The sequence below is a fragment of the Sphingomonas endolithica genome (genome assembly GCF_025231525.1).
Lineage (GTDB): Bacteria > Pseudomonadota > Alphaproteobacteria > Sphingomonadales > Sphingomonadaceae > Sphingomonas > Sphingomonas endolithica.
The window spans coordinates 332,050-353,316 of sequence record NZ_CP103057.1; the positions used below are offsets into that span (position 1 = coordinate 332,050).

The following is a 21,267-nucleotide window of genomic DNA, read 5'->3' on the forward strand; positions in this document are numbered from 1 at the left end:
GCCTGCGAACAAGCCGCAGGCGGGGAATCAGCACTTGTCCCGGGCCCCGACTTGTGGAACAAATCGGGAATAGGGAGAGTGGATCATGTCGACGACGGGGCGGTGTCACTGTGGGGCGGTCACCTATCAGGCGGCGGGGGAGCCGCTGCATCATGCACTGTGCCATTGTGAGGATTGCCGGCGCAGCGCGGGGGCACCGATGGTGGGGTGGATCGCGTACCCGGAGGATCAGGTGACGGTGATCGGTGCGCCGGTGACCTACGAATCGTCGCACAGCGGACGGCGGCAATTCTGCGGCATGTGTGGCACCGGGCTGTTCTATACCAACGCCCAGATGCTTCCCGGGATCATCGACATTCAGTCTACGACGCTGGACGCCGCAGCCGACATGCCGCCGGCGGCGCACATCCAGGTCGCGGAGCGCCTGCCGTGGATGGCGGATGTGTCGGGTCTTCCCGAATTTGCGAGATATCCTGGCAGCTAAGGGCGGCCGATATTCGGCCCTGTGTCGTATTTGAAGTCGGTCCGCTCATGCGGCCCTGCAAGAGCAGGGGGCCAGAATCACATATGCTGCGCTTGGTACCCTGGGCTCCTGCATCCGCAGGAGCACAATGTGGTGTATCTCTCGGGGTGAAGGCAGGGCGGCTCGGTCTATGGATCATGGGTTGGTGGACCCAGACGTTGGAGTGGCCGGATCTTCGATGCAGAAGCAGGCGGAAAGTGCTGTGCTGATGGTGCCGGGGCCAGAATAAGATCCGACCCAAGCGCTGGCCGTCACGGCGGAGTCATGGAAACGCCGTAGCGGCGACGCGAACCACAAGGGGTACGCGGCATGGCGGGCTTGAAGCTTCATCGGGCGACGACGGCGAAGGTCGGCGCGGCAGTCCAGCAGCATGACGGGGCGAGCAAGGCGGGGATGCTGGAACGCGCCTTCACTTTCGCGTTTCGCGGGCTGGTCTATGCGCAGATCTGGGAAGACCCGGTCGTCGACATGGAGGCGCTGGCGATCACGCCCGATTGCCATGTCGTGACGATCGCCAGCGGCGGGTGCAACGTGCTGTCGTATCTGACCGCCGATCCGGCGCGGATCACCGCGGTCGATCTCAACACCGCGCATGTCGCGCTCAACCGGCTGAAGATCGCTGCCGCTCTGCACCTGCCGGATCATGCGACATTCCACCGCTTCTTCGGCGAGGCGGACGATCGCGCCAACGTGCGCGTCTATATGCAGCAGTTGCGGCCGCATCTCGATGAGGTGACGCAGCGTTACTGGGAAGGCCGCGACGTGATGGGCCGGCGGCGTATCCGCGGGTTCGCCGCCAACATCTACAAGCGCGGGCTGCTCGGCGGCTTCATCGGCACGGCCCATCTGGTTGCGCGGCTGTACGGCATCGATCCACGGGAGATGCTGGCCGCGGCGACGATCGAGGAGCAGCGGCGGGTGTTCGAGACGCGGCTGGCGCCGGTGTTCGACAAGGGCTTCGTGCGCTGGCTGATGGACCAGCCGGCATCGTTGTTCGGGCTGGGCATCCCGCCGGCGCAATATGCCGCGCTGTCGAACGACGATCCCGGCGGCATCCGTGCGGTGTTGCGTGGCCGGCTTGAAAAACTGGCCTGCGACTTCCCGGTCAGCGACAATTATTTCGCGCAGCAGGCGTTCGGGCGGCGCTATGCACCGGGCGAGGGGCAGTCGGTGCCGCCGTATCTCGATCCGGCGCATCATGCCGATATCGCCGCGCGTGCCGGGCGGATCGACGTGCTGCATGCCAACCTTGCCGAGCATCTGGCGGCGCTACCCGCGGCAAGCCGTGACCGTTATATCCTGCTCGACGCGCAGGACTGGATGACCGACGAGCAGTTGAACACGTTGTGGTCCGAAATCACGCGCACCGCCAAGCCCGGCGCGCGCGTTCTTTTCCGTACCGCAGCCGCGCCGAGCCTCTTGCCCGGGCGTGTGGCGGACGAATTGCTCGATCGCTGGGAATATCGCGAGGCCGACTCGCTGGATTACACCGCGCGCGATCGATCCTCGATCTATGGCGGCGTGCACCTGTACGTGCTGAAGGGTTGAGCGCGTGGTGGATCACGCCTCGCGGATGGACGCGATCTATGCGCGGCAACGGCATTTCTATGATCTGACGCGCAAATATTACCTGCTCGGGCGCGACCGGCTGATCGCCGAGCTCGATCTCGGCACCGGCGAGGAGGGGGGCGGCAGCGTGATCGAGATCGGTTGCGGCACGGCGCGCAACCTGATCGCGGTGGCCAAGGCGTGGCCGGGGGCGCGCTGCTTCGGGATCGACCTTTCCGAAGAGATGCTGACCACCGCGCGGGCGAATGTCGCCCGGGCGGGACTCAGCGACCGGATCATCCTGGCCCAGGGCGACGCGACCGGGTTCGATCCCATCGCCTTGTTCGGGCAGGCGACGTTCGACCGCGTGATGATGTCTTATACGCTCTCGATGATCCCCGATTGGCGCGCTGCCCTGGCGCAGGCCGCGGCGGTCGCGCGCGGGCGAGTGGATTGCGTCGACTTCGGGCAACAGGAGCGGCTGCCGGCGGTTTTCCGGCGCGGATTGTTCGCGTGGTTGGGGAAGTTCGATGTGACGCCGCGGGCTGATTTGGCGGCGGCGCTGCACGACGTGGCGGCGCGGCAGGCCTGGCGCGCGACCTTCACGCCGCGCTACCGGGGTTATGCTTGGGCCGGGCGGCTGGAGCGGGATGTCGTGCCGTCCTGATCGTTGCCCCCGGGTTCAACCCGGGTGACTGGAATAAGTGGCGGGCCGATGGTTGAGATCGGGCCGCCGCGAACGTTGTCATCGTACTGTCATGAAGCTGTCACGAACACCCGCGAAGGGAAATCATCATGGCCACACACGCTATCGCGGCTTCAACGTCGCCCCACGACGCGCCCCATCACTCGCGGTTCGATCGACCCGTTCCGCCGATTGCTCGGACTCTGTTCCTCGTCGCGCTGTTCGGCGGCTTCGCTTATGCCGGTTACAGCGTGTTCGTGGATACGCGGCAGGTGGGCGAGAGCCTGGCGCTGGGCGTCTTCGCCTTTCTGGGATTGGCGCTGCTGATCGCGTTGGGGTTCGAATTCGTCAACGGCTTCCACGACACCGCCAACGCGGTGGCGACGGTGATCTACACCAATTCCATGCCCGCCTATGCCGCGGTGGTATGGTCGGGGTTCTTCAACTTCCTGGGCGTCATGCTCTCCACCGGTGCCGTGGCGTATTCGATCATCACCTTGCTGCCTGTCGACCTGATCCTGAACGTGGGCAGCAGCGGCGGCTTCGCGATGATCTTTTCGCTGTTGCTGGCGGCGGTGCTGTGGAACCTGGCGACCTGGTATATCGGGCTGCCTAATTCCTCCAGCCACACGCTGATCGGATCGATCCTGGGCGTTGGCTTTGCCAACCAGATGCTGACAGGCGGCAGCGCCGGCGGCACGGCGGGCGTGGAATGGAGCCAGGCGACCAAGGTGCTGACGGGGCTGTGGATGGCGCCGCTGATCGGTTTCTTCGCCGCGATGGTGCTGCTGTTCGCCATGAAGATGGTCGTTCGCAAGCCTGCTTTGTACGAGCAGCCGGCCGAGGGCGCGCCGCCGCCCAAAGGCATCCGCGCGCTGCTGATCTTTACCTGCACCGCGGTGAGCTTCGCGCATGGGGGTAATGACGGGCAGAAGGGCATGGGGCTGATCATGCTGATCCTGATCGGCTGCGCGCCGACCGCCTATGCGCTCAACCGCACCTTGCCGGACAGTGCCACGCCGGCGTTCGTCGCCTCCGCCAATGCGGTCAGCGCGACGTTCGACGCCAAGTCGCGTGGGCTGGACATTCCGCTGGTGGCGGCGCGCGGTGTGCTCACCGACGCGCTGCAGGCCAAGCAGGTCGACCGCCCGGAAGTGTATGGCGCGGTCGAGACCGTGTCGCGCGATCTTGCCCAGCGCGTCGGCGGCTATGGTGCGCTGAGCAAGGTGCCGGCCGAAGCCACGCACAACGTGCGCAACGACATGTACCTGCTGCTCGACACCACGAAGCTGATGACCAAGGCGGAGGACAAGGAAACGCGCTTCTCGGCCGCGGAACTGAAAGGTATCGGCGACTATCAGGACAAGCTGGAATCGGGCACGCGCTTCATCCCCTTGTGGGTGAAGGTCGCGGTCGCAATTGCGCTGGGCCTGGGCACGATGGTCGGGTGGAAGCGGATCGTGATCACGGTCGGCGAGAAGATCGGCAAGAGCCACATGACCTATGGCATGGGTGCATCGGCCGAACTGGTCGCCGCATCGGTGATCCTGATGGCGGAGCGCTTCGGCCTGCCGGTATCGACGACGCACATCCTGACCTCGGGCGTGGCGGGTGCGTCGGTTGCTAACGGACAGGGGCTGCAGGTGCGGACGATCCGCAACATGGCGCTTGCCTGGGTGATGACGCTGCCGGCGGCGATGCTGCTGTCGGGCGGGCTGTACTGGTTGCTGCTGAGCCTGGTGCGGGCGAACGGCGGGGCTTGACCAACGCGGGCGACGATGTTCTCCGGCGAAGGCGCGGGTCCAGTTGGTGAGCAGAAGTTGGCACATGTTGCGCGTAGTTGCATCGGCCTCGCTACTGGGCCCCGGCCTTCGCCGGGGAACAGTGTAAGATAGGCGGGGTTGACCTGAGGCTACTCCGGCGCAAATCCCTAGCGGCATGACAGCTACCGCCAGTCCGATGCGGGCGCATCGCCGGATCCTCGCCGCGAGCCTGATCGGCACCTCGGTCGAGTTCTACGACTTCTATATCTATGCGACCGCCGCGGCGCTTGTCTTCGGGCCGCTATTCTTCCCGACCGAGAGCCAGTCGGCGCAACTGATGCTGTCTTATGCCAGTTTCGGGCTCGCCTTCTTCGCGCGGCCATTGGGGGCGGCGGTGTTCGGGCATTTTGGGGATCGGCTGGGGCGCAAATCGACGTTGGTCGGATCGCTGATGCTGATGGGCGGGGCGACGGTCGCGATCGCGTTCCTGCCAAGCTATGCGCAGGTCGGCTGGGTTGCGCCGCTGTTGCTGTGCGTGCTGCGTTTTGCGCAAGGCTTCGGCCTTGGCGGCGAATGGGGCGGGGCGAGCCTGCTGGCGGTGGAGAATGCGCCGCCCGGCTATGAAAACCGCTATGGCATGTTCCCGCCCTTGGGCGCGCCGATCGGCTTCATTGCGGCGAACGGCTTCTTCCTGCTGCTCGGGGCATTGCTGACCGACGATCAGTTCCGCGACTGGGGCTGGCGGGTGCCGTTCCTGGCGAGTGCGATCCTGGTCGGCCTGGGCCTGTGGGTGCGGTTGAAGCTGACCGAGACGCCGGCCTTCCGCGAGGCGGCGGCGCATCATGGCCTGGCGCGGGTGCCGATCGCCGAGCTGCTCCGCACGCATTTGCGTCCGACGATCCTGGGCACGGTCGGGGTGATCGCGTGCTTTGCCCTGTTCTACCTCACGACCGCCTTTGCGCTCAGTTACGGTACGACGACGCTGGGCCATGGACGGCAGGCGTTCCTGGGGCTCGAGATCGCCGCAATCCTGTTCCTGGCACTGGGGGTGATCGTGTCGTCGGTGTTGGCCGATCGCGGTGGCGCGCAGGCAATGTTGCGCTGGGGGTTCGTCGGCTGCGTGGCGTCCGGAGTGCTGATGGGACCGATGCTGGGTGCGGCATCCTTGTGGGTCGTCTTTGCGTGGCTGGCGCTCTCGCTGTTCGCGATGGGCTTTTGCTACGGGCCGCTCGGCGGCTGGCTGCCATCCCTGTTCCCGCCGGGCGTGCGCTATTCGGGCGTGTCGATCAGCTTCAACCTGGGCGGAATCTTTGGCGGGGCACTGGCGCCGATCGCCGCGCAGGCGCTGGCCGAGCGCGGCGGGCTGGGGCTGGTGGGGGCGTATCTGGTGGTGGCGGGAGTGTTGAGCCTGGTGGGGCTGATGCTATTGCGTGCGGCGCCCTCGCCGTTCGTCCCGAGCGACGTCCAGGGACACACGGCTAAGGGCGCGCGGGGTGTCTCGACTTTGCTCGACACGAACGGGAAATAAGTCAGACCGCGCGCAAGATCGTCAGCTTGGCCTTACCGGAATTGCGTTCGACGTCGATCGCGAAGCCGTCGACCTCGATCGTCTCGTCCTTGCCGGTTTCGATGCTGACCCAGGTCGCAGGACCGGTCCAGCCGAGACGCGAAAGCTTGTCGAGCGCCACGGCGCCGGCGCCGGTGCCGTAGGGCGGGTCCATCAGGATCAGGTCGAGCGGCTTGGGCGCGAGGCCGAGCGCCATAACCGACTGTGCCCGCACGTCACCCTTGGCACCGAGCTTGGCCAGGTTGGCGCGCAGGGCATCGAGCGCGGGTTTATCCTGTTCGACGAACAGGCAGGAGGCGGCGCCACGCGACAATGCTTCGAGGCCGAGCGCGCCGGAGCCGGCGAACAGATCCGCAACCGCCAGATCGGCAAAGCTGCCCAGGCGGCTGGTCAGCATCGAGAACAAGGTCTCGCGCGCACGGTCGGCGGTGGGCCGGGTTGCGTCGCCTTTGGGGGCAACGATCGGACGACCGCGCCACTGGCCTGAGATGATACGCATAGCTTACTTCCGGGTACGAGGTGTGGAGCTGCCGCCGGTCGGCTTGCCGCCGCCCTTGGGCGTGGGACGCGAAGAAGGCCGCGACGGGCGTGAGGCTTCGCTTGTGTCACGCGCGGGCCGGGCCGGCTTGGCGCGGACGTTGCGGCCAAGCTCGGGATTGAACACGCGCGCGGGCCGGCCCGTCGGGGCACCACCTGCGGGTGAGCCCTCACGGGCACGCGGTGGCTTGGCGTCGTAGAAGCGTTTGGGACGCACGGCGCCGGGCGTCGGTGTCGCCTCGCGCGGCTGCTGGTCGGTCGAGGGTTGCCAGCCGGCAGTCTTGACGGGCTGCTTGGCAGGACGACCACCAGCGCGGGTGCCGCGGCTGGGATTGTCGACGAACGCGGCGCGATCCGCGGCGGACGCCGTCTCGCGCGTGATACGGGTGGCGGGCTTGCCGGCTTGCACCGGACTTGGCTTGCGCGCCGGCGTGGCGGCCGGGCGCGGGCCGTCCGGCCGCGGCCGTGCGGTGTTGGCCTGCACCGGGGTCGGCTTGGGTCGTTCGCTGAACTTCTCATCGCGGCGCAGCCGTTCGGGTGGCGGGTTGCGCGTCGGGTTCTTGCGGAACGCGGCGACATCATGGCCCTTCACCTCGCCGATCCCACCCGGCGGCAGATCGGCGAGCAGGAACGGGCCGTAGCGCGTACGGATCAAGCGGCTGACTTTTAGCCCCAGATATTCGAGCACGCGGCGCACTTCACGGTTCTTGCCTTCGGTCAGGATCATCTCGATCCAAACATTGGCGCCGGTGCGGCGCTCCAGATTGGCGTTGATCGCGCCGTAGCGCACGCCCTCGATCTCGACGCCATGGATCAGCTCTTCGAGTTGCGCCTGCGTGATGTCGCCATAGGCGCGGGCGCGATAGGCACGCTCGACGCCGGTGGAAGGTAGTTCCAACTGACGCTTCAACTCGCCATCCGTGGTGAGCAGCAGCAGCCCCTCGGTGTTGAGATCGAGGCGGCCGACCGGAACCAGGCGCGGCAGGTCGCGCGGCAATTTGTCGTAGATCGTCGGCCGCCCGGCAGGATCGCGTTCGGTTACAAGCAGGCCGCTGGGCTTGTGATAGAGGAACAAGCGTGCGGCGGCAGGGGCCTCGACCGGCACGCCATCGACCGTGACGCCGTCGAGCGACTTCAGGATCGTCGCGGGTGTGTCGATGACGACATCGTTGAGCGCGACGCGGCCATCGGCGATCATGCGCTCGATCTCGCGACGCGAGGCGATGCCGGCGCGCGCGAGCAGCTTGGCGATACGTTGTTCGTCTTTGCGGACGGGACGTTGCTCGTCTTGGTGGACGGCGGTGGGGGAGGCGGGTGAATCTGGCACGACTGCGCTGATACAGCGTAATCGCGCGTTGACTCGAAAAAAAAACTTGCGACCAAGGTTAAGGCGGCGCGTTAAGAGACGCAGGCGTAACGAGGTTCGGGGCATTGTGCCTCGAACTCAAAGGCAAAGGCGGGTCTCGCACCAATGCTCTTCGGCAAGAAGACACGGCGCATTACGAAGCTGTTGATCGTCGAGGACGAGCCGCTGGTAGCGTTCGACACCGAGCATTTCTTGCGCGACGAGGCGTTCGAGATCGTCGCCACCGTCGACCGGGTTGCCGATGCGATGGTGGTGATCCGGGATACCGGCGAAATCGACCTGATGCTGGTGGACGTGAATCTGGCCGATGGCAGCGGCCTGGATGTCGCGCGGGCGGCGCAGGAGGCCGGCATCCCCGTGATGTTCGTCACCGGAGAGTGTCCGGCGGAGGCTAGCGCCGTGGCCGTCGCGTGCCTCGACAAGCCCTATGCGCAGCGCACGTTGCTCGCCGCGATCAGGGCCGTTGAGGGGGTGTTGGACGGCAAGCCGCCGAAGCGCCTGCCTGCGGGGTTCCGGTTGTTCGAGACGGCGTAAGCAGGGGTTTATTCTTGGCGCCGCTGGTCTAGGCTCCGCCGCATGATGCGGGGAGCGAGCGACGAATGACCGATATGACGACCGGCGCGGGCTGGTGGGGCGGGGTGAAGCCCTATGTCGAGAAGGCCCCGCTCGCCGCGCTCGCGCTGGGTATCTCCTCAGGCTTTCCCTATGCTATGATTGGGGCGACGCTGACCACGCGGCTGGCGCAGGACGGCATCGACAAGAAGACCGTCACCGCATTCAGCCTCGCCTTCCTGGTGTTCAACCTGAAATGGCTGTGGGCGTGGGTGGTGGATGGCGTCCGGCTGCCGTTGCTCGGGCGGCTTGGACAGCGCGTATCGTGGATGATCGTTGCGGCAATCCTGGTCGTAGCGGCAGTGGCCAATCTTGCGCTGATCGATCCCGAGGCGGACATCATGGCGACGGCAGTCGCGGCGATCCTGGTCGGCGTGGCGGGATCGACGTTCGATATCGTGATCGATGCGTACCGGATCGAAATCCTCGAGCCCAGGCAATTGGGCGTGGGATCGGGCATGTCGCAATATGGCTGGCGGATCGGATCGGCAGGCGCTGGTGCGCTGGCGCTGGTGATCGCCGCGCGCAGCGGCTGGGAACTCGCTTACCTGGCCTGCGCATCGCTCGCGCTGCCGGCGGTGATCGCGGCGCTGATCGTCGGCGAGCCGAAGCGGCACCGGGAACCGAGCGACGGACGACGCGGGCCGGCGCCGTTCTTCCGTGCCATCTGGGGGCCGTTCGTCCAGTTCTTCGCGCGCGAGGGCGCGCTGATCGTGCTGGCCTTCATCCTGATCCACAAGATCGGCGACACGCTGGCGAACCTGACGTTGCGGCTGCTGTTCGACGATCTGAAGTTCACCAATGACGAGATCGCATTCTACGACGTGTGGATCGGGTTCATCGCCTATCTGGTCGGCATCTTCGTCGGCGGCGCGCTGTACGCCAAGATGGGGATGAAGCGATCCGTGCTGCTTGCCCTGATCTTGATGGCCTTGTCGAACCTCAGCTTTGCCGGGCTGGCAGCGGCAGGGCATTCGAACATCGGCATGGCAAGTGCGATCGGTTTCGAGAATTTCGCCAGCGGCTTTGGCGGTGTGGTGGTGGTGGCGTATTTCGCGGCGCTGACCGACCTGCGCTTCACCGCCGCGCAATATGCGCTGATCTCGGCGGCATCGAGCGTGGTCGGCCGGTTCGTCACCGGCACGACTGCGGGCGGCTTGGTCGAGGCGTTCGGCTATGTGAACTTCTACCTGCTGACCACCGTATTGGCTTTCCCCGGGGTGCTGCTGTTCTGGTGGATGATGCGCAGCGGGCTGGTCGATCGCTCGATCGGCGATGCCGGCACGGCGGGGGAGGGCGACGTTCGAACAGGGGGCGACTGAATGATTGTCTATCTTGCGATCCTGGCGGTGCAGGTGATGCTGATCATCGATGTGATCCGCAACGGCCGCAACCAGTTGTGGATCATGGCGCTGATGTTCCTGCCCGGGCCGAGCACGATCGCCTATCTGGTGATCGAGGTCTATCCGCGGCTGCACGGCAACCGCCACGTGCGTACCGCGCGGGCCAAGGCCGTGGCCAAGCTCGATCCCGAGCGCGAGGTACGCAGCGCGCGCGACGCGCTGGATCTCGCCGATACGGCGGCGAACCGCATCAGGCTGGGCGATGCGCTGGCCGGGCTGGGCCGCTTCGACGAGGCGCTGCCGCTCTACTGAGAGGCGGTGCAGCGCGGGCCATTGGACCTGCACACTGGTGCCAAGATCGCGCGCGCAGAATTCGAGACCGGATCGGCAGCCGACGCCCTGATCACGCTGGACGCATTGCCGCCAGCGCATTCCCAGGGTGACAAGGACCGCCAGGCGTTGCTGCGCGCGCGGATCCTGGAGGCGCTCGGGCCCACGGACGAGGCACTGGCCTTGTATGCCGATGTCGTGACGCGCTTGCCGGGCGAGGAAGCGCGCTGCCGTTATGCGGCGCTGCTCATCGCCGAGGGCTGGGACAAGAAAGCGCGCGGCGTGCTGGAGGAAGTGGAGGCGCGGATGAAGCGGCTCGACCGGCAGCAGCGCGCGGCGGAGGCGGATATGTACCGCTGGGCGATGGCACGGCTGGCGGAATTGCGCGCCTAGCAACGTCGCTCCGGACGGAGGTCGGGCGCTACGCCGAAATCGGCCGACCGGCATCCGCGAACGCCTGCGCTGCTGCCTTCGCGCTGGCCAGCACGCCATCGACGTGGCGCACCCCCAGGAGATCGCGAAGCAGCAGTCTTGCGCCGAGCGGCGCCGCCTCGCGATGGCTGAGCACCACCATCAACGCATTCTCCGCCGGTGTCATTCGGGCGCAGCAGCAGGGGGCAATCGCGATCGGGCAGGTCGAGGTGGCGGCGAGCTCCGCCATCAACACGCGCATCAGCACGAGCGGGCGGCGGAAGCTCTCCCCGAAGGCACCGACAAAGGCGTGTGCGGCATGCGCGTCCGCCAGGCCGCCGGCGCCCATTCGCCGGATCGCGAACAAAGCGAGGCAGGCATTGGCGCAGCCCGGCAGGGCGTGCGGCAGCGGATGAACCGTGGGCTGGGCGTTTGGAACAGTGGTCATGACGAGGGCGACTCCGCGGCTGATGCAAGCAGCGTCGGCGCTTCGTTATTGCAAGTCAATATCAATAAGGAATCAGGTCGGCGGCTCGTCGTTCGCGGCGAGCACTTCACCGGCGAGGTACAATGTGCCGGCAATCAGCACGAAGCGCGGGGCATCGCGCAAGGTGTCTATTGCGGCGTCGAACGAAGGAGCGGTCTCGGCGGACAGGCCGAGGATGCGGGCGATATCCGCCAGCGCCGCTGGTTCATGATGGGCATGGCCGGGGACCGGCACGGCGATGACATGATCGACCTGCGCCGCCAATTCGCGCAGCACGCTGGCTGCATCCTTGTTGGCAAGCATGCCGGTGACAAGGGTGACGGGCCGATCGCGGGCGATGCGGGCGAGCGATTGGGCGAGCGGCCGTGCCGCGGCGGCATTGTGCGCGCCGTCCAGCCAGATCTCGCTGCCGGACGGAAGGCGCGCGACGAGCGGGCCTGGCCCGAGATGCTGGAGCCGTGCCGGCCAATGCGCCCAGTCGGCGGCGGCGCGCAATGCGACATCCGGTATGTCGACGGCCTTCTGGTGGCGTAGCATGGCGATGGCGAGGGCAAGGTTGCGCGACTGATGCGTGCCGACCAGCCGAGGGCGGTTGGTGATGAGCGTGAAGCCGATCTCGCTATACTTCACGGCGTCGCGCGCGGTTTCGCTGGTCCAGGCGATGTTTCGCGCGAGCACCGGCGCGCCCGCTTGCCTTGCGATCGTTGCGATCCGCTCGCGGATGGCGCGGGGATAATCCATCGTGACGAGCGGGACACCGGCCTTGGCGATGCCTGCTTTCTCGCTGGCGATTTCAAGCAATGTGTCGCCGAGGAAGCTCTGATGATCGATGCCGAGCTGCGCGATGCCGGTGACGACGGGATGCACCACGTTGGTGGCGTCCAGTCGACCGCCCAACCCGACCTCGATGATGCAGGCATCGGCAGGGGTGCGGCTGAAGGCCAGGAAAGCGGCGGCGGTGGTCACTTCGAAGAAGCTGGCGCCGATGCCGTCGGCAACGTCGAGCACTGCGGCGAGCAGCGACGCCAGAGCATCATCGTCGATCAACTGCCCGGCGACGCGGATACGTTCGTTGAAGCGGACGAGATGCGGGCTGGTATAGACGTGTACGACATGGCCGGCAGCCTCGATCGCGGCACGCAGGAACGCGCAGGTCGAGCCCTTGCCGTTGGTGCCGGCGACGTGGAACACCGGCGGGAGGCGATCCTGCGGATCGCCAAGCCGCGCGAGCAAAGTGGTGATGCGTTCCAGCCCGAGGATGTCGGCGCCCGGGGAAAGTGCCCAGAGTCGGTCGAGCTGGTGCTGGACGGCAGGCGACGAGGAGGTGGCGTGGTCGGGCATCTTAGAGCCCTCTCCCCTTTGGGGAGAGGGTTGGGAGAGGGGCAGCAGCAAGTGCTAGCGCGAGCGTTTCCAGCACACTCTCCATATTATGCATCACGTCATTATTGTTGAAGCGGATGATGCGATATCCTTGAGCTTCCAGCCAAGAGGTGCGCCGCGTATCCTGCTCGGCGTCGGTATGCGTGTCGCCGTCTATTTCGAGGATCAGCTTATCGGATCTCGCAACGAAATCGGCGATGTATGGGCCGATCACGACCTGCCGCACGAACTTCGTGTTCTCGAAGCGCTTACCGCGCAAGGCGGTCCAGATTTCGCGCTCCGGTTGGGTCATGATGGTGCGCATCGACTTTGCGCGCTCCAGCAACAGCTTGTCGGTCTGCGGCACTGCCCCTCTCCCAACCCTCTCCCCGTAGGGGAGAGGGCTTTATAGCGCTACGCCGCCTGCTTCACGCACAGATAGTCCACGACCTTGGCGAGCGTCGCGCGCAGGTCCTTTCGGTGCGTGACCATGTCGAGCATGCCGTGATCGAGCAGATATTCGGCGCGCTGGAACCCCTCGGGCAGTTTTTCGCGGATCGTCTGTTCGATCACGCGTTGGCCGGCAAAGCCGATGAGGGCCTTGGGCTCGGCGATCTGCACGTCGCCAAGCATCGCGTAGCTGGCAGTCACGCCGCCGGTCGTGGGATCGGTCAACACGACGATATAGGGGAGACCCGCATCGTGGAGCATGGCAATGGCGACGGTGGCGCGGGGCATCTGCATCAGGCTGAGAATGCCCTCCTGCATGCGCGCGCCGCCCGCTGCGGTGAAGATGATATAGGGACAGTGATCCTCGATCGCATTCTCGACGCCGCGGATGAAGGCTTCGCCGACGGCCAGACCCATCGACCCGCCCATGAAGGCGAAATCCTGCACGCCGACGACGACCTTGTGCCCGTTGATCGTGCCGCGGGCGTTGATCAGCGCGTCGCCCTCGGACGTCGCGGCGCGCGCTGCCTTGATGCGGTCGGCATATTTCTTGGTGTCGCGGAACTTGAGCGGATCGTCCGGCACCTTGGGCAGCGGGATGATCTGATAGCTGCCCTCGTCCAGCGTGTATTTGAAGCGCGCGATCGGGCCGATGCGTTCGTGATGCTCGCAATGCGGGCACACGTGCATGTTCTCCTCCAGCTCCTTCAGGAACACCATCTGCCCGCATCCCTTGCACTTGTGCCAAAGATTGTCGGGCGTTTCCTTCTTCGCCGGCACCACATAGGCGAGCGCGTTACGGACGTTGTTGAGCCAGCTCATGCTACTTCCCTGACCGCGGCGTGGATCGCCGTCGACAAAGATTGAATATAGGCGCGGACGGCGGCGGGCGCACCTGCGCCGTGTTCCGCGACGAGATCGACGATCGCCGAGCCGACGACGATGCCGTCCGCGACCCGGGCGACCGCCGCCGCCTGTTCGGGCGTGCGGATGCCGAAGCCGACCGCGACCGGAATGTCGGTGGCGGCCTTGAGCCGGGCGACTGCATCCTCGATCGAGGATTGTGCCGCCTGTTGCAGGCCGGTGATGCCGGCGACCGACACGTAATAGACGAACCCGCTGGCGCCATCGAGAACGGCAGGCAGACGATCGGTATCCGTGGTGGGTGTGGCGAGGCGGATCAGGTCAATGCCGGCGGCACGGAGCGCTGGGCCGAGTTCCTGGTCCTCCTCGGGTGGGATGTCGACGCAGATCACACCATCCACGCCGGAATCGCGCGCGGCGGCGGAGAACCAGTCCGCACCGCGGATCGTCATCGGATTGGCGTAGCCCATCAGGACCAGCGGGGTTTCCGGATGGCGCGCACGGAAGGTCTTGGCGATCGCCAGGATATCGGCGGTCTTAGTGCCGGCGGCCAGACTGCGCAGGTTGGCGGCCTGGATCGCCGGGCCATCGGCCATCGGATCGGTGAACGGCATGCCGAGCTCGATCACATCCGCGCCGCCTTCGACCAAGGCATCAAGGATCGCGGCAGTGGCATGCGGCGTCGGATCACCCGCAGTGACGAAGGTGACGAGCGCGGGGTGGCTCTTGGCGAAAGCGGCGGAGAGGCGAGTCATCGGCGCCCTCGCGTCTGGCCGACGAGCTGCGATACGGCACCGATTAGCGCGCCGGTGATGAGCGCCTCGCCAACACGCGGGCCGCGGACGGTCCACTGGCCAAGCGCCAAGCCGTACTGGCCGATCAGTTGGACGATCAGCGCGACGACCGCGCCGAGCACGATACCAAGTAACAGATTGCGGGCGCTGATCACATCTCGACTCCCAGCGCATGGGCGACAGTGAAGATATCCTTGTCGCCACGCCCGCACAGGTTGGCGAGGATGATCTGGTCGCGGTCCATCTCGCGCGCTCGCTTCGCCACGGCGGCGATCGCATGGGACGGTTCGAGCGCGGGGATGATGCCTTCGGTGCGGCACAGCAACTGGAAGGCGTCGAGCGCCTCGATATCGGTGGCCGAGGTATATTCGACGCGGCCGATCGAGTGGAGCCACGAATGTTCGGGCCCGATGCCGGGATAGTCGAGCCCGGCCGAGATCGAATGCGCCTCGGTGATCTGGCCATCCTCGTCCTGCAGCAGATAGGTCTTGTTGCCGTGCAGAATGCCGGGCGAGCCGCCGGCGAGCGAGGCGGCATGTTCCTTGTCGAGGCCGTGGCCGGCCGCTTCGACGCCGAGCATCTTGACGTCGACATCGTCGAGGAAGGGATGGAACAGGCCGATCGCGTTCGATCCACCGCCGATCGCGGCGACGAGCAGGTCGGGCAGGCGATCGATGCGGCCCAGCATCTGCGCGCGCGCTTCGGTGCCGATCACGCTTTGGAAATCGCGCACCATCTCAGGGTACGGATGCGGCCCGGCGGCGGTGCCGATGATGTAGAACGTGTCGTGGACGTTGGCGACCCAATCGCGCATCGCCTCGTTCATCGCGTCCTTCAGCGTGTGCGCACCGCTGGTGACCGGGCGCACTTCCGCGCCGAGCAGTTTCATGCGGAACACGTTGGGCGCCTGCCGCTCGACATCCTTGGCGCCCATGTAGATCACGCACGGCAGACCAAAGCGCGCGCACACCGTGGCGGTGGCGACGCCGTGCTGGCCGGCACCGGTCTCGGCGATGATCCGCGTCTTGCCCATGCGCATGGCGAGCAGGATCTGCCCGATGCAATTGTTGATCTTGTGCGCGCCGGTGTGATTGAGCTCGTCGCGCTTGAACCAGACTTCCGCGCCTTTGCCATCGGGGGCAGACGCACGCAGCGCGTCGGTCAGGCGCTCGGCATAATAGAGTGGGCTCGGACGGCCGACATAATGTTCGAGCATATCCTCGAATTGCGCGGCGAAGGCGGGGTCATCTTTGGCTGCCCGGTAAGCTTGGTCGAGCTCGAGAACGAGCGGCATCAGCGTCTCGGCGACATAGCGACCGCCGAACGCGCCGAAGTGGCCGCGCTCGTCCGGCTGGGCGCGGTAGGAATTGGGGGTGAGCGTGTCAGGGGCGTTCATGGGGAGGGCTTTACCATTCCTCCCGTTCGTGTCGAGTAACACTCACCATCACGGTGAACGGATGTTTAGCGTTCTTCCAACGCTTTGAGGAACGCCTGTATCTTCGTCACCTCCTTGATGCCGGGCGCGGTTTCGACGCCCGAGGAGACATCGACCAGTTCGGCACCGGTACGACGGACCGCCTCGGCAACATTGTGTGGGTCAAGCCCGCCGGACAGTGCCCAGGGCAGCGGGTGGCGGAAGCCGTCGAGCAGGGTCCAGTCGAACCGGACGCCCATGCCGCCTGGAAGCGAGGCCCCGGGTGGGGTCTTGGCGTCGTAGAGGATGCGGTCCACCGCGCCGGCGTAAAGCCGCGCCTTGTCGAGGTCGGCGCGCTGCTTGACTGCGACCGCCGCCCATATCGTCAAGCCGGTGGCGGCGCGGATGTGTGCGCCGCGGGCCGGCGTGGTGTCGTGCAGTTGCAGTGCGTTCAGCATACCAGCCGAGATCGACGCATCGAGCAGCGCGTCGTCGGGATCGACGAACACGCCAACGCGCGCCACGTGCCCCGGCACGCGCGCAGCGAGCTGCGCAGCGCGCTCCCGGCTCAAGTTGCGCGGCGATGGCGGGAAGAAGACGAAGCCGACATGGCTCGCACCGGCGCGGATCGAGGCATCCAGCGTTTCGGGCGTGGACAGGCCGCAGATTTTCGCTTGAGTGGTCATAAGGTCCTGTCCGGTCTGAGCGCGGCAAAAGCAAACGCCATCACGGCATAGCCAGACTGCTCAGTTCGCGGATCGAGATGCCATAGGTCTCGCAGATGTGATCGCGCAGCCGCTGCTTGGCGGCCGCCATTTCGACATAAGCCAGCTCCTCGGCAATCTCGGCGGCCAGATTGACGGTGAAGCTGTCGGGGACGAGCGCTTCCCAGCTGCTATTGTGGATCCGGGCCGCGGCGCGCACGGCGTCCACCATTACGTGGCCCTGGAGGCGGTTTATCTTGGCCGGCACTGATTAGAGCGTGGCGGCGATGGAACGCGCGGCGAGATCGGGATCTTCGGCTTGCGTGATCGGCCGCCCGATTACGAGGATCGAGGCGCCGTCATCGAGCGCCGCGCGCGGGGTGACCACGCGTTTCTGATCGCCTGCCTTTCCGTCCGCGGGACGGACGCCGGGCACGACGAAGAAGCCGCGCGGCCAGACGCTCTTGGCTGCGGCAACTTCGGCGCCGGAGCAGACCACGCCGTCCAGGCCGGCCGCCTTGGCGAGTTCGGTGAGACGCAGAACCTGTTCCTGTGGGTCTCCGTGCTGCCCGATCGCGGCCAGATCAGTCGTATCGAGGCTGGTGAGCGTGGTGACCGCGACAACCTTGGTGCCGGTCGGCGCTGCCGCCTTGGCGTCCTCCAGCATCGCCTGTCCGCCTGCCGCATGCACCGTGAGGATCGCGGGTTCGAGCGGGCGCAGCGCTTGGATCGCCTTGGCGACGGTGTTGGGAATGTCGTGCAATTTCAGGTCCAGGAAGATCGGCAGGCCGAGGTCCGCCATCTCCCGCACGCCGGCGCGGCCATTGGCCATAAAGAATTCCAGGCCGAGCTTTATCCCGCCAACATGATGGTGGACGCGGTTGGCCAGCGCCTTCGCCTTGGCCAGATCGGGGGTGTCGAGCGCGACATAGATGCGGTTGCTCATGAGGCCACGCCGGAGGGGAGGGTGGACGTATGCTCCCCAGAGTGAACCGCCGGCGCATGGTCCGCCTGCAGCGGCGGCCGCACGGCGACGACTGTCGATGCACCGGTGCTGCGTAGCGTCTCAACGGCGCCCTGCGCCGCGCTCAGGCGCTGCCGCAAGCGCCAGCGCACCACCTGATGGTAGAGCAGCATGGGCAGCAGGCCGAGCAGGAACATGACGAGCAGCAGAAGCGGTAGATTTACCTCCGCGACCAGGCCACCCCAAAGCTTGATCTGGACCGTGGTCCAATTGCCGATGGTGAATATCGCCGTGAGAAAGGCGAGAAGACACCAGAAGAGGATTTTGAGGAATTGCATGGCGGCAGGCTAACGTGGGGGAGGCGCGTTGGCTAGTGTGGCTTGCCGCAGGATTTTGCCGGGCGCTTCCACGCACCTTCCGTTCTCGTCGGAGAAGGAGCGAACGACACCCGGTTATGTCGAGAGCGTCACTTGTGGACCACGTTAGCCGATTTCCGTCCGCAGGGTCTCGATCAGGCCGTGGCTCGCGGTCAGCTTTGACGCTTCCTCGTCGATGATCGCCAGGAAGGCGGCGCGCTTGATGGCGGCGACGCGGCCCGCTTTCAGGCGGATCGTTTCCGGTAGCGTCGAGATCAGGATGTCGATCATCCGTTCGGCGCCGTGGAGGCGGCCCCAGAGATAGTCGTTCTCGCGGTATGCGCGGCTGAAGAAGGCGCCGAAATTGTTGAACTGGATGCCCTTCAAGGTCGCCTCGGCACCGCCGCCGCGGATCGACCTTGAGTCATCCGGCGCAATCCGATCGACCTTGATCGGATCGTACTCGTCGAGTCCTTCGCCTTGCAGCAGCGGCAGCGTGGCGGCGTCGAAATAAGGGAAGCCGAGATAGGTCAGCAGCACAGGGCGTCGCGTCTCCTTGGGCAAGGCGGCAAAGGCGGCGGCAAGCCGCGCATCCGTCTCGGTGTCGAGCCGCTGCAGGTCGAGCGAAGCGGCAAGCTTGTCGAGCAATGCGTCGCCATCGTCCTGCCGGGCGCGGACATCGGGCTGCAGGTGCGCGTGCAGATCGGTGCGCTTGCGATCGAGATAGGCCGCAAGGCTTTCATAGATCGCCTCGCGCAGATCGCCGAAATCGTGCCCGGCGCCGTCGATCTCGAGGTCGCCGAGGCGGCGGGCGAGGATTCGCAGGCGGCGGATGCGAAAACCGAGGTCGAACGCGCGCAGGAACGCGATCGTGCCGCTGGCGCCCTTGCCGACGCTCGGGCCGCTCGTGTCCAGGCCGCGCGCCGCCACCGCTGGGTCGATACGGCGCTGGATGCGTTCCCACTGGCCCGGGCCAGGCTCGTCGCCGGCATGGTAGAGCAACCGGACGATCAGCTCGATCACGCCGGTCAGCTTCAGATGGGCGTAGGCGGCATAGGTGTAGCCGGCCTTGGTCGCCGCGGCCTTTTGCGCACGATTGCGCCAGCTGGCGAGCCGCGTGGTGGTCGGTGAATCGAGGAACAATGTGTAGCCGAACAGCGCCTCGACCTGCGCTTCCACTTCCGGGCGGAGCGCGGCGATGATGCTGCGCATGCGTTCGATCCGCCGCGACCGTTCGGCAAGCGCCTCCAGATTATCGCGGATCGGCTGCTGCCGCGGCAATTGCGAGGCGGCACCGATGATGGTCTCGAAGAAGCTGGGCAAGGCCCGTCCGCCACCGCCGAGATATCCCTTGGGCGTGGGATCGATATAGATGAAGCGACGATCGATCTCGCGCCGGGCGGGGCGTTCGCGCAAGGCATCGATCGCCGGGCGGAACGGTGCATTCGCGAGCACCGAGCCGTCGATCAGCACGGCATCTTCCGCCGCATTGACCGCAAACCGGCGCGGCAGGATTCGCTTCAGGAAGTCGAGCCGCCCCGGCCATGCGACCGCGCGCTTCTCCAGCACGGCATCGAGCTCCCGGACGGTGAAGGGCGGGAAGGCACCGGGAAAACTGGAGGTGGCGCGACCGGCAAAGGCCAACTCGGCCGGATCGGCCAGCGTGTCGCCAGGCTTGCCGTGATCGGTGAAGTTGACGACCAGGCGGTGCTCGGTCTCCACCACTTCGGTGGGCGAATGCAGGCTCAGCCGTTCGGGGTGGCCGCGAAAGTCGGTGACGGTGACGAACAGGTCGAGCGGCTGTCCTTCGGGCAGCAGGCGCGCACCCCGCGGGCCGTTCGCCATCGCCTCCAGCGCGTCCAGGATCAAGCCGGTAAATCGCTCGCCTCCAAAAGGCGGGGCAAACCAGCGCGAGCGGATGAAGTGAGACAGCTTGCGCCGCACTTCCTCGCGCGTTTCGGCATCGACCGTCTCGTCGACCTTGCTCGCACTGCGTCCCGCCGCGGCCCAGACGAGGGGGAGGGCCCAGGCCTTGGAGAAGCTGGAATGCGGTGCCGCATCCTGATCGATCAGCGCCTCGACATCGGCCGAGTCGAGCCACAGGTCGGTGAGCGGCTCGAGGCTCTGCCCGGTGGTGATCGCCTGCGCCAGAAAGACGCCGTTCAAGCCACCCGCGCTCGCCCCGGCGATAATATCGACCAGCACGCGGACGCGGATGCCGGTCTCCTCCTCGATCTCCTGCAGCAAGGCGCGGTAGATGTTCTGGCTGCCTGCCGCGGGGGTCTCGCCGGCGTGAAAAGCCTGGCTGGCGCGAGCGAGGCGCCAGATCTCCTTGGAGATGCCGTGCATGTACACCGCCAGGCTGATGCCGCCATAGCAGACGAGCGCGAGGCGGAGTTCCTTTTCACGCATCAGGCGGGTTCGAGCACCGCCCAGATCGGCAGATGATCCGATGCCTTGCGCGAAGCGGCGCTGTGGTGCGCGCCACATTCCATCACCGTGAAGTCGCGCGACACCATGATGCGGTCGAGCCGTGCGATCGGGCGGCGGACGTGGAAGCTGGGGTCCGTCGGAGCAAAGGCATAATCCTTGCCGAAATCGCGCAGGCAACCGCCAGCGGCGCTCCATTCGTTGAGATCGCCCATCATCACGGTCGGGCGACGTTCGACGCAGGCCTCGACATGCGTCAGGATCGCGTGCGCCTGGCGCCTACGCGACAGGCCCGAGAGATCGAGATGCATGCCAACGACGCGGATCGCGGTGCCCCGCACGCGCACGTCGGCCATCACCGCGCCGCGCGGTTCAAGTGCCGGCAGGTGGATCGCCTCGCTGTCGAGCACCACCGCATCCTTGCGCACGAGCAGCACATTACCATGCCACCCCATGCTGCTCGCGCGCATGCCGAACGAGATCGGCTTCCAGGGCGAATGTTCCTCCAGCGCGTGCAGCGGGATGACTCCGGCCTTCGCACCGAAGCGGCGATCCGCCTCCTGCAGCGCCACGACATCGGCGTCGATCTCGCGCAGCACTTCAAGGATGCGAGCCGGATCGCGCCTGCGATCAAGACCGATGCCCTTGTGGATGTTGTAACTGGCGACCTTAATCATCTGAAAATGCGGAACGCCGAATAAGTGGATTGGTGCCGGTTGCAGGAATAAAACTTCTTGTTCGCCGGTATTCGTCTTTGTTC

The 21,267-nt window shown here is 66.1% G+C and carries 24 protein-coding genes; 9 read left to right on the forward strand and 15 right to left on the reverse strand.

What is annotated here, in order from left to right; translation table 11 throughout:
• Positions 1-85: 85 nt before the first annotated feature.
• The 5 genes from NV382_RS01655 to NV382_RS01675 all read left to right on the forward strand — a co-directional run bounded on the left by NV382_RS01655 (position 86) and on the right by NV382_RS01675 (position 6,047).
• Entirely contained in the window at positions 86-484 is a 399-nt protein-coding gene (locus NV382_RS01655) for a GFA family protein (protein ID WP_260598818.1), read from the forward strand.
• Between the two features lie 348 nt (positions 485-832).
• Positions 833-2,071 carry a BtaA family protein gene (locus tag NV382_RS01660; RefSeq protein WP_260598819.1) on the forward strand — a complete coding sequence of 413 codons (1,239 nt, stop codon included), beginning with the start codon at positions 833-835 and terminating at the stop codon, positions 2,069-2,071.
• A gap of 25 nt (positions 2,072-2,096) precedes the next feature.
• The gene (locus tag NV382_RS01665) at positions 2,097-2,738 is read left to right on the forward strand and encodes a class I SAM-dependent methyltransferase (protein WP_260600271.1); all 642 of its coding nucleotides are present in this window, start codon (positions 2,097-2,099) and stop codon (positions 2,736-2,738) included.
• A gap of 128 nt (positions 2,739-2,866) precedes the next feature.
• Entirely contained in the window at positions 2,867-4,519 is a 1,653-nt protein-coding gene (locus NV382_RS01670; RefSeq protein WP_260598820.1) for an inorganic phosphate transporter, read from the forward strand.
• A 175-nt stretch (positions 4,520-4,694) separates the two neighbouring features.
• Positions 4,695-6,047, forward strand: coding sequence for an MFS transporter (locus NV382_RS01675; protein WP_260598821.1), 1,353 nt, complete (start codon positions 4,695-4,697; stop codon positions 6,045-6,047).
• A 1-nt stretch (position 6,048) separates the two neighbouring features.
• On the opposite strand, the gene rsmD is transcribed toward NV382_RS01675, so the two are convergent.
• Both rsmD and NV382_RS01685 read right to left on the reverse strand, forming a co-directional pair.
• Positions 6,049-6,585 carry a 16S rRNA (guanine(966)-N(2))-methyltransferase RsmD gene (gene rsmD, locus NV382_RS01680; RefSeq protein WP_260598822.1) on the reverse strand — a complete coding sequence of 179 codons (537 nt, stop codon included), beginning with the start codon at positions 6,583-6,585 and terminating at the stop codon, positions 6,049-6,051.
• Between the two features lie 3 nt (positions 6,586-6,588).
• A complete protein-coding gene (locus NV382_RS01685; RefSeq protein ID WP_418066784.1) occupies positions 6,589-7,821 on the reverse strand; it encodes a pseudouridine synthase in 1,233 nt (410 codons plus the stop codon).
• Between the two features lie 273 nt (positions 7,822-8,094).
• Here NV382_RS01685 and NV382_RS01690 point away from each other — a divergent pair, with 273 nt between their 5' ends.
• The 4 genes from NV382_RS01690 (at position 8,095) to NV382_RS01705 (ending at position 10,667) form a co-directional block, all read left to right on the forward strand.
• On the forward strand, positions 8,095-8,523 hold the full coding sequence (locus NV382_RS01690; RefSeq protein ID WP_260598824.1) for a response regulator: 429 nt from the start codon (positions 8,095-8,097) through the stop codon (positions 8,521-8,523).
• Between the two features lie 65 nt (positions 8,524-8,588).
• The gene (locus tag NV382_RS01695) at positions 8,589-9,923 is read left to right on the forward strand and encodes an AmpG family muropeptide MFS transporter (protein WP_260598825.1); all 1,335 of its coding nucleotides are present in this window, start codon (positions 8,589-8,591) and stop codon (positions 9,921-9,923) included.
• Complete coding sequence (locus NV382_RS01700) at positions 9,924-10,256, forward strand: hypothetical protein (protein WP_260598826.1); 333 nt, start codon at positions 9,924-9,926, stop codon at positions 10,254-10,256.
• Positions 10,257-10,277: 21 nt separating this feature from the next.
• The gene (locus NV382_RS01705; RefSeq protein ID WP_260598827.1) at positions 10,278-10,667 is read left to right on the forward strand and encodes a hypothetical protein; all 390 of its coding nucleotides are present in this window, start codon (positions 10,278-10,280) and stop codon (positions 10,665-10,667) included.
• Between the two features lie 28 nt (positions 10,668-10,695).
• Here the strand turns inward: NV382_RS01705 and NV382_RS01710 are convergent, their stop codons facing one another.
• The 13 genes from NV382_RS01710 to NV382_RS01770 form a co-directional block, all read right to left on the reverse strand.
• Complete coding sequence (locus NV382_RS01710; RefSeq protein WP_260598828.1) at positions 10,696-11,133, reverse strand: DUF6628 family protein; 438 nt, start codon at positions 11,131-11,133, stop codon at positions 10,696-10,698.
• A gap of 72 nt (positions 11,134-11,205) precedes the next feature.
• Positions 11,206-12,513: a bifunctional folylpolyglutamate synthase/dihydrofolate synthase gene (locus tag NV382_RS01715; RefSeq protein ID WP_260598829.1), complete on the reverse strand. Its 1,308-nt coding sequence runs from the start codon at positions 12,511-12,513 to the stop codon at positions 11,206-11,208.
• 1 nt (position 12,514) lies between these two features.
• Complete coding sequence (locus NV382_RS01720) at positions 12,515-12,898, reverse strand: endonuclease domain-containing protein (protein ID WP_260598830.1); 384 nt, start codon at positions 12,896-12,898, stop codon at positions 12,515-12,517.
• Positions 12,899-12,945: 47 nt separating this feature from the next.
• Positions 12,946-13,803, reverse strand: coding sequence for an acetyl-CoA carboxylase, carboxyltransferase subunit beta (gene accD / locus NV382_RS01725; protein ID WP_260598831.1), 858 nt, complete (start codon positions 13,801-13,803; stop codon positions 12,946-12,948).
• Positions 13,800-14,600: a tryptophan synthase subunit alpha gene (gene trpA / locus NV382_RS01730; protein ID WP_260598832.1), complete on the reverse strand. Its 801-nt coding sequence runs from the start codon at positions 14,598-14,600 to the stop codon at positions 13,800-13,802. The genes accD and trpA overlap by 4 nt, the downstream gene beginning before the upstream one ends.
• The gene (locus tag NV382_RS01735) at positions 14,597-14,794 is read right to left on the reverse strand and encodes a hypothetical protein (protein ID WP_260598833.1); all 198 of its coding nucleotides are present in this window, start codon (positions 14,792-14,794) and stop codon (positions 14,597-14,599) included. Before NV382_RS01735 ends, trpA begins: the two co-directional genes overlap by 4 nt.
• On the reverse strand, positions 14,791-16,035 hold the full coding sequence (trpB, locus tag NV382_RS01740) for a tryptophan synthase subunit beta (protein WP_260598834.1): 1,245 nt from the start codon (positions 16,033-16,035) through the stop codon (positions 14,791-14,793). Before trpB ends, NV382_RS01735 begins: the two co-directional genes overlap by 4 nt.
• A 65-nt stretch (positions 16,036-16,100) precedes the next feature.
• On the reverse strand, positions 16,101-16,739 hold the full coding sequence (locus tag NV382_RS01745) for a phosphoribosylanthranilate isomerase (protein WP_260598835.1): 639 nt from the start codon (positions 16,737-16,739) through the stop codon (positions 16,101-16,103).
• A gap of 40 nt (positions 16,740-16,779) precedes the next feature.
• On the reverse strand, positions 16,780-16,989 hold the full coding sequence (locus tag NV382_RS01750) for a hypothetical protein (RefSeq protein WP_260598836.1): 210 nt from the start codon (positions 16,987-16,989) through the stop codon (positions 16,780-16,782).
• Positions 16,990-17,028: 39 nt separating this feature from the next.
• Positions 17,029-17,703, reverse strand: a complete 675-nt coding sequence (gene pyrF / locus NV382_RS01755) for an orotidine-5'-phosphate decarboxylase (RefSeq protein WP_260598837.1) — start codon at positions 17,701-17,703, stop codon at positions 17,029-17,031.
• Positions 17,700-18,059, reverse strand: a complete 360-nt coding sequence (locus tag NV382_RS01760; RefSeq protein ID WP_260598838.1) for a hypothetical protein — start codon at positions 18,057-18,059, stop codon at positions 17,700-17,702. The genes pyrF and NV382_RS01760 overlap by 4 nt, the downstream gene beginning before the upstream one ends.
• 144 nt (positions 18,060-18,203) lie before the next feature.
• Positions 18,204-20,489, reverse strand: a complete 2,286-nt coding sequence (locus NV382_RS01765) for a patatin-like protein (protein WP_260598839.1) — start codon at positions 20,487-20,489, stop codon at positions 18,204-18,206.
• Positions 20,489-21,184, reverse strand: a complete 696-nt coding sequence (locus NV382_RS01770; protein ID WP_260598840.1) for an endonuclease/exonuclease/phosphatase family protein — start codon at positions 21,182-21,184, stop codon at positions 20,489-20,491. Before NV382_RS01770 ends, NV382_RS01765 begins: the two co-directional genes overlap by 1 nt.
• Positions 21,185-21,267: the final 83 nt, after the last annotated feature.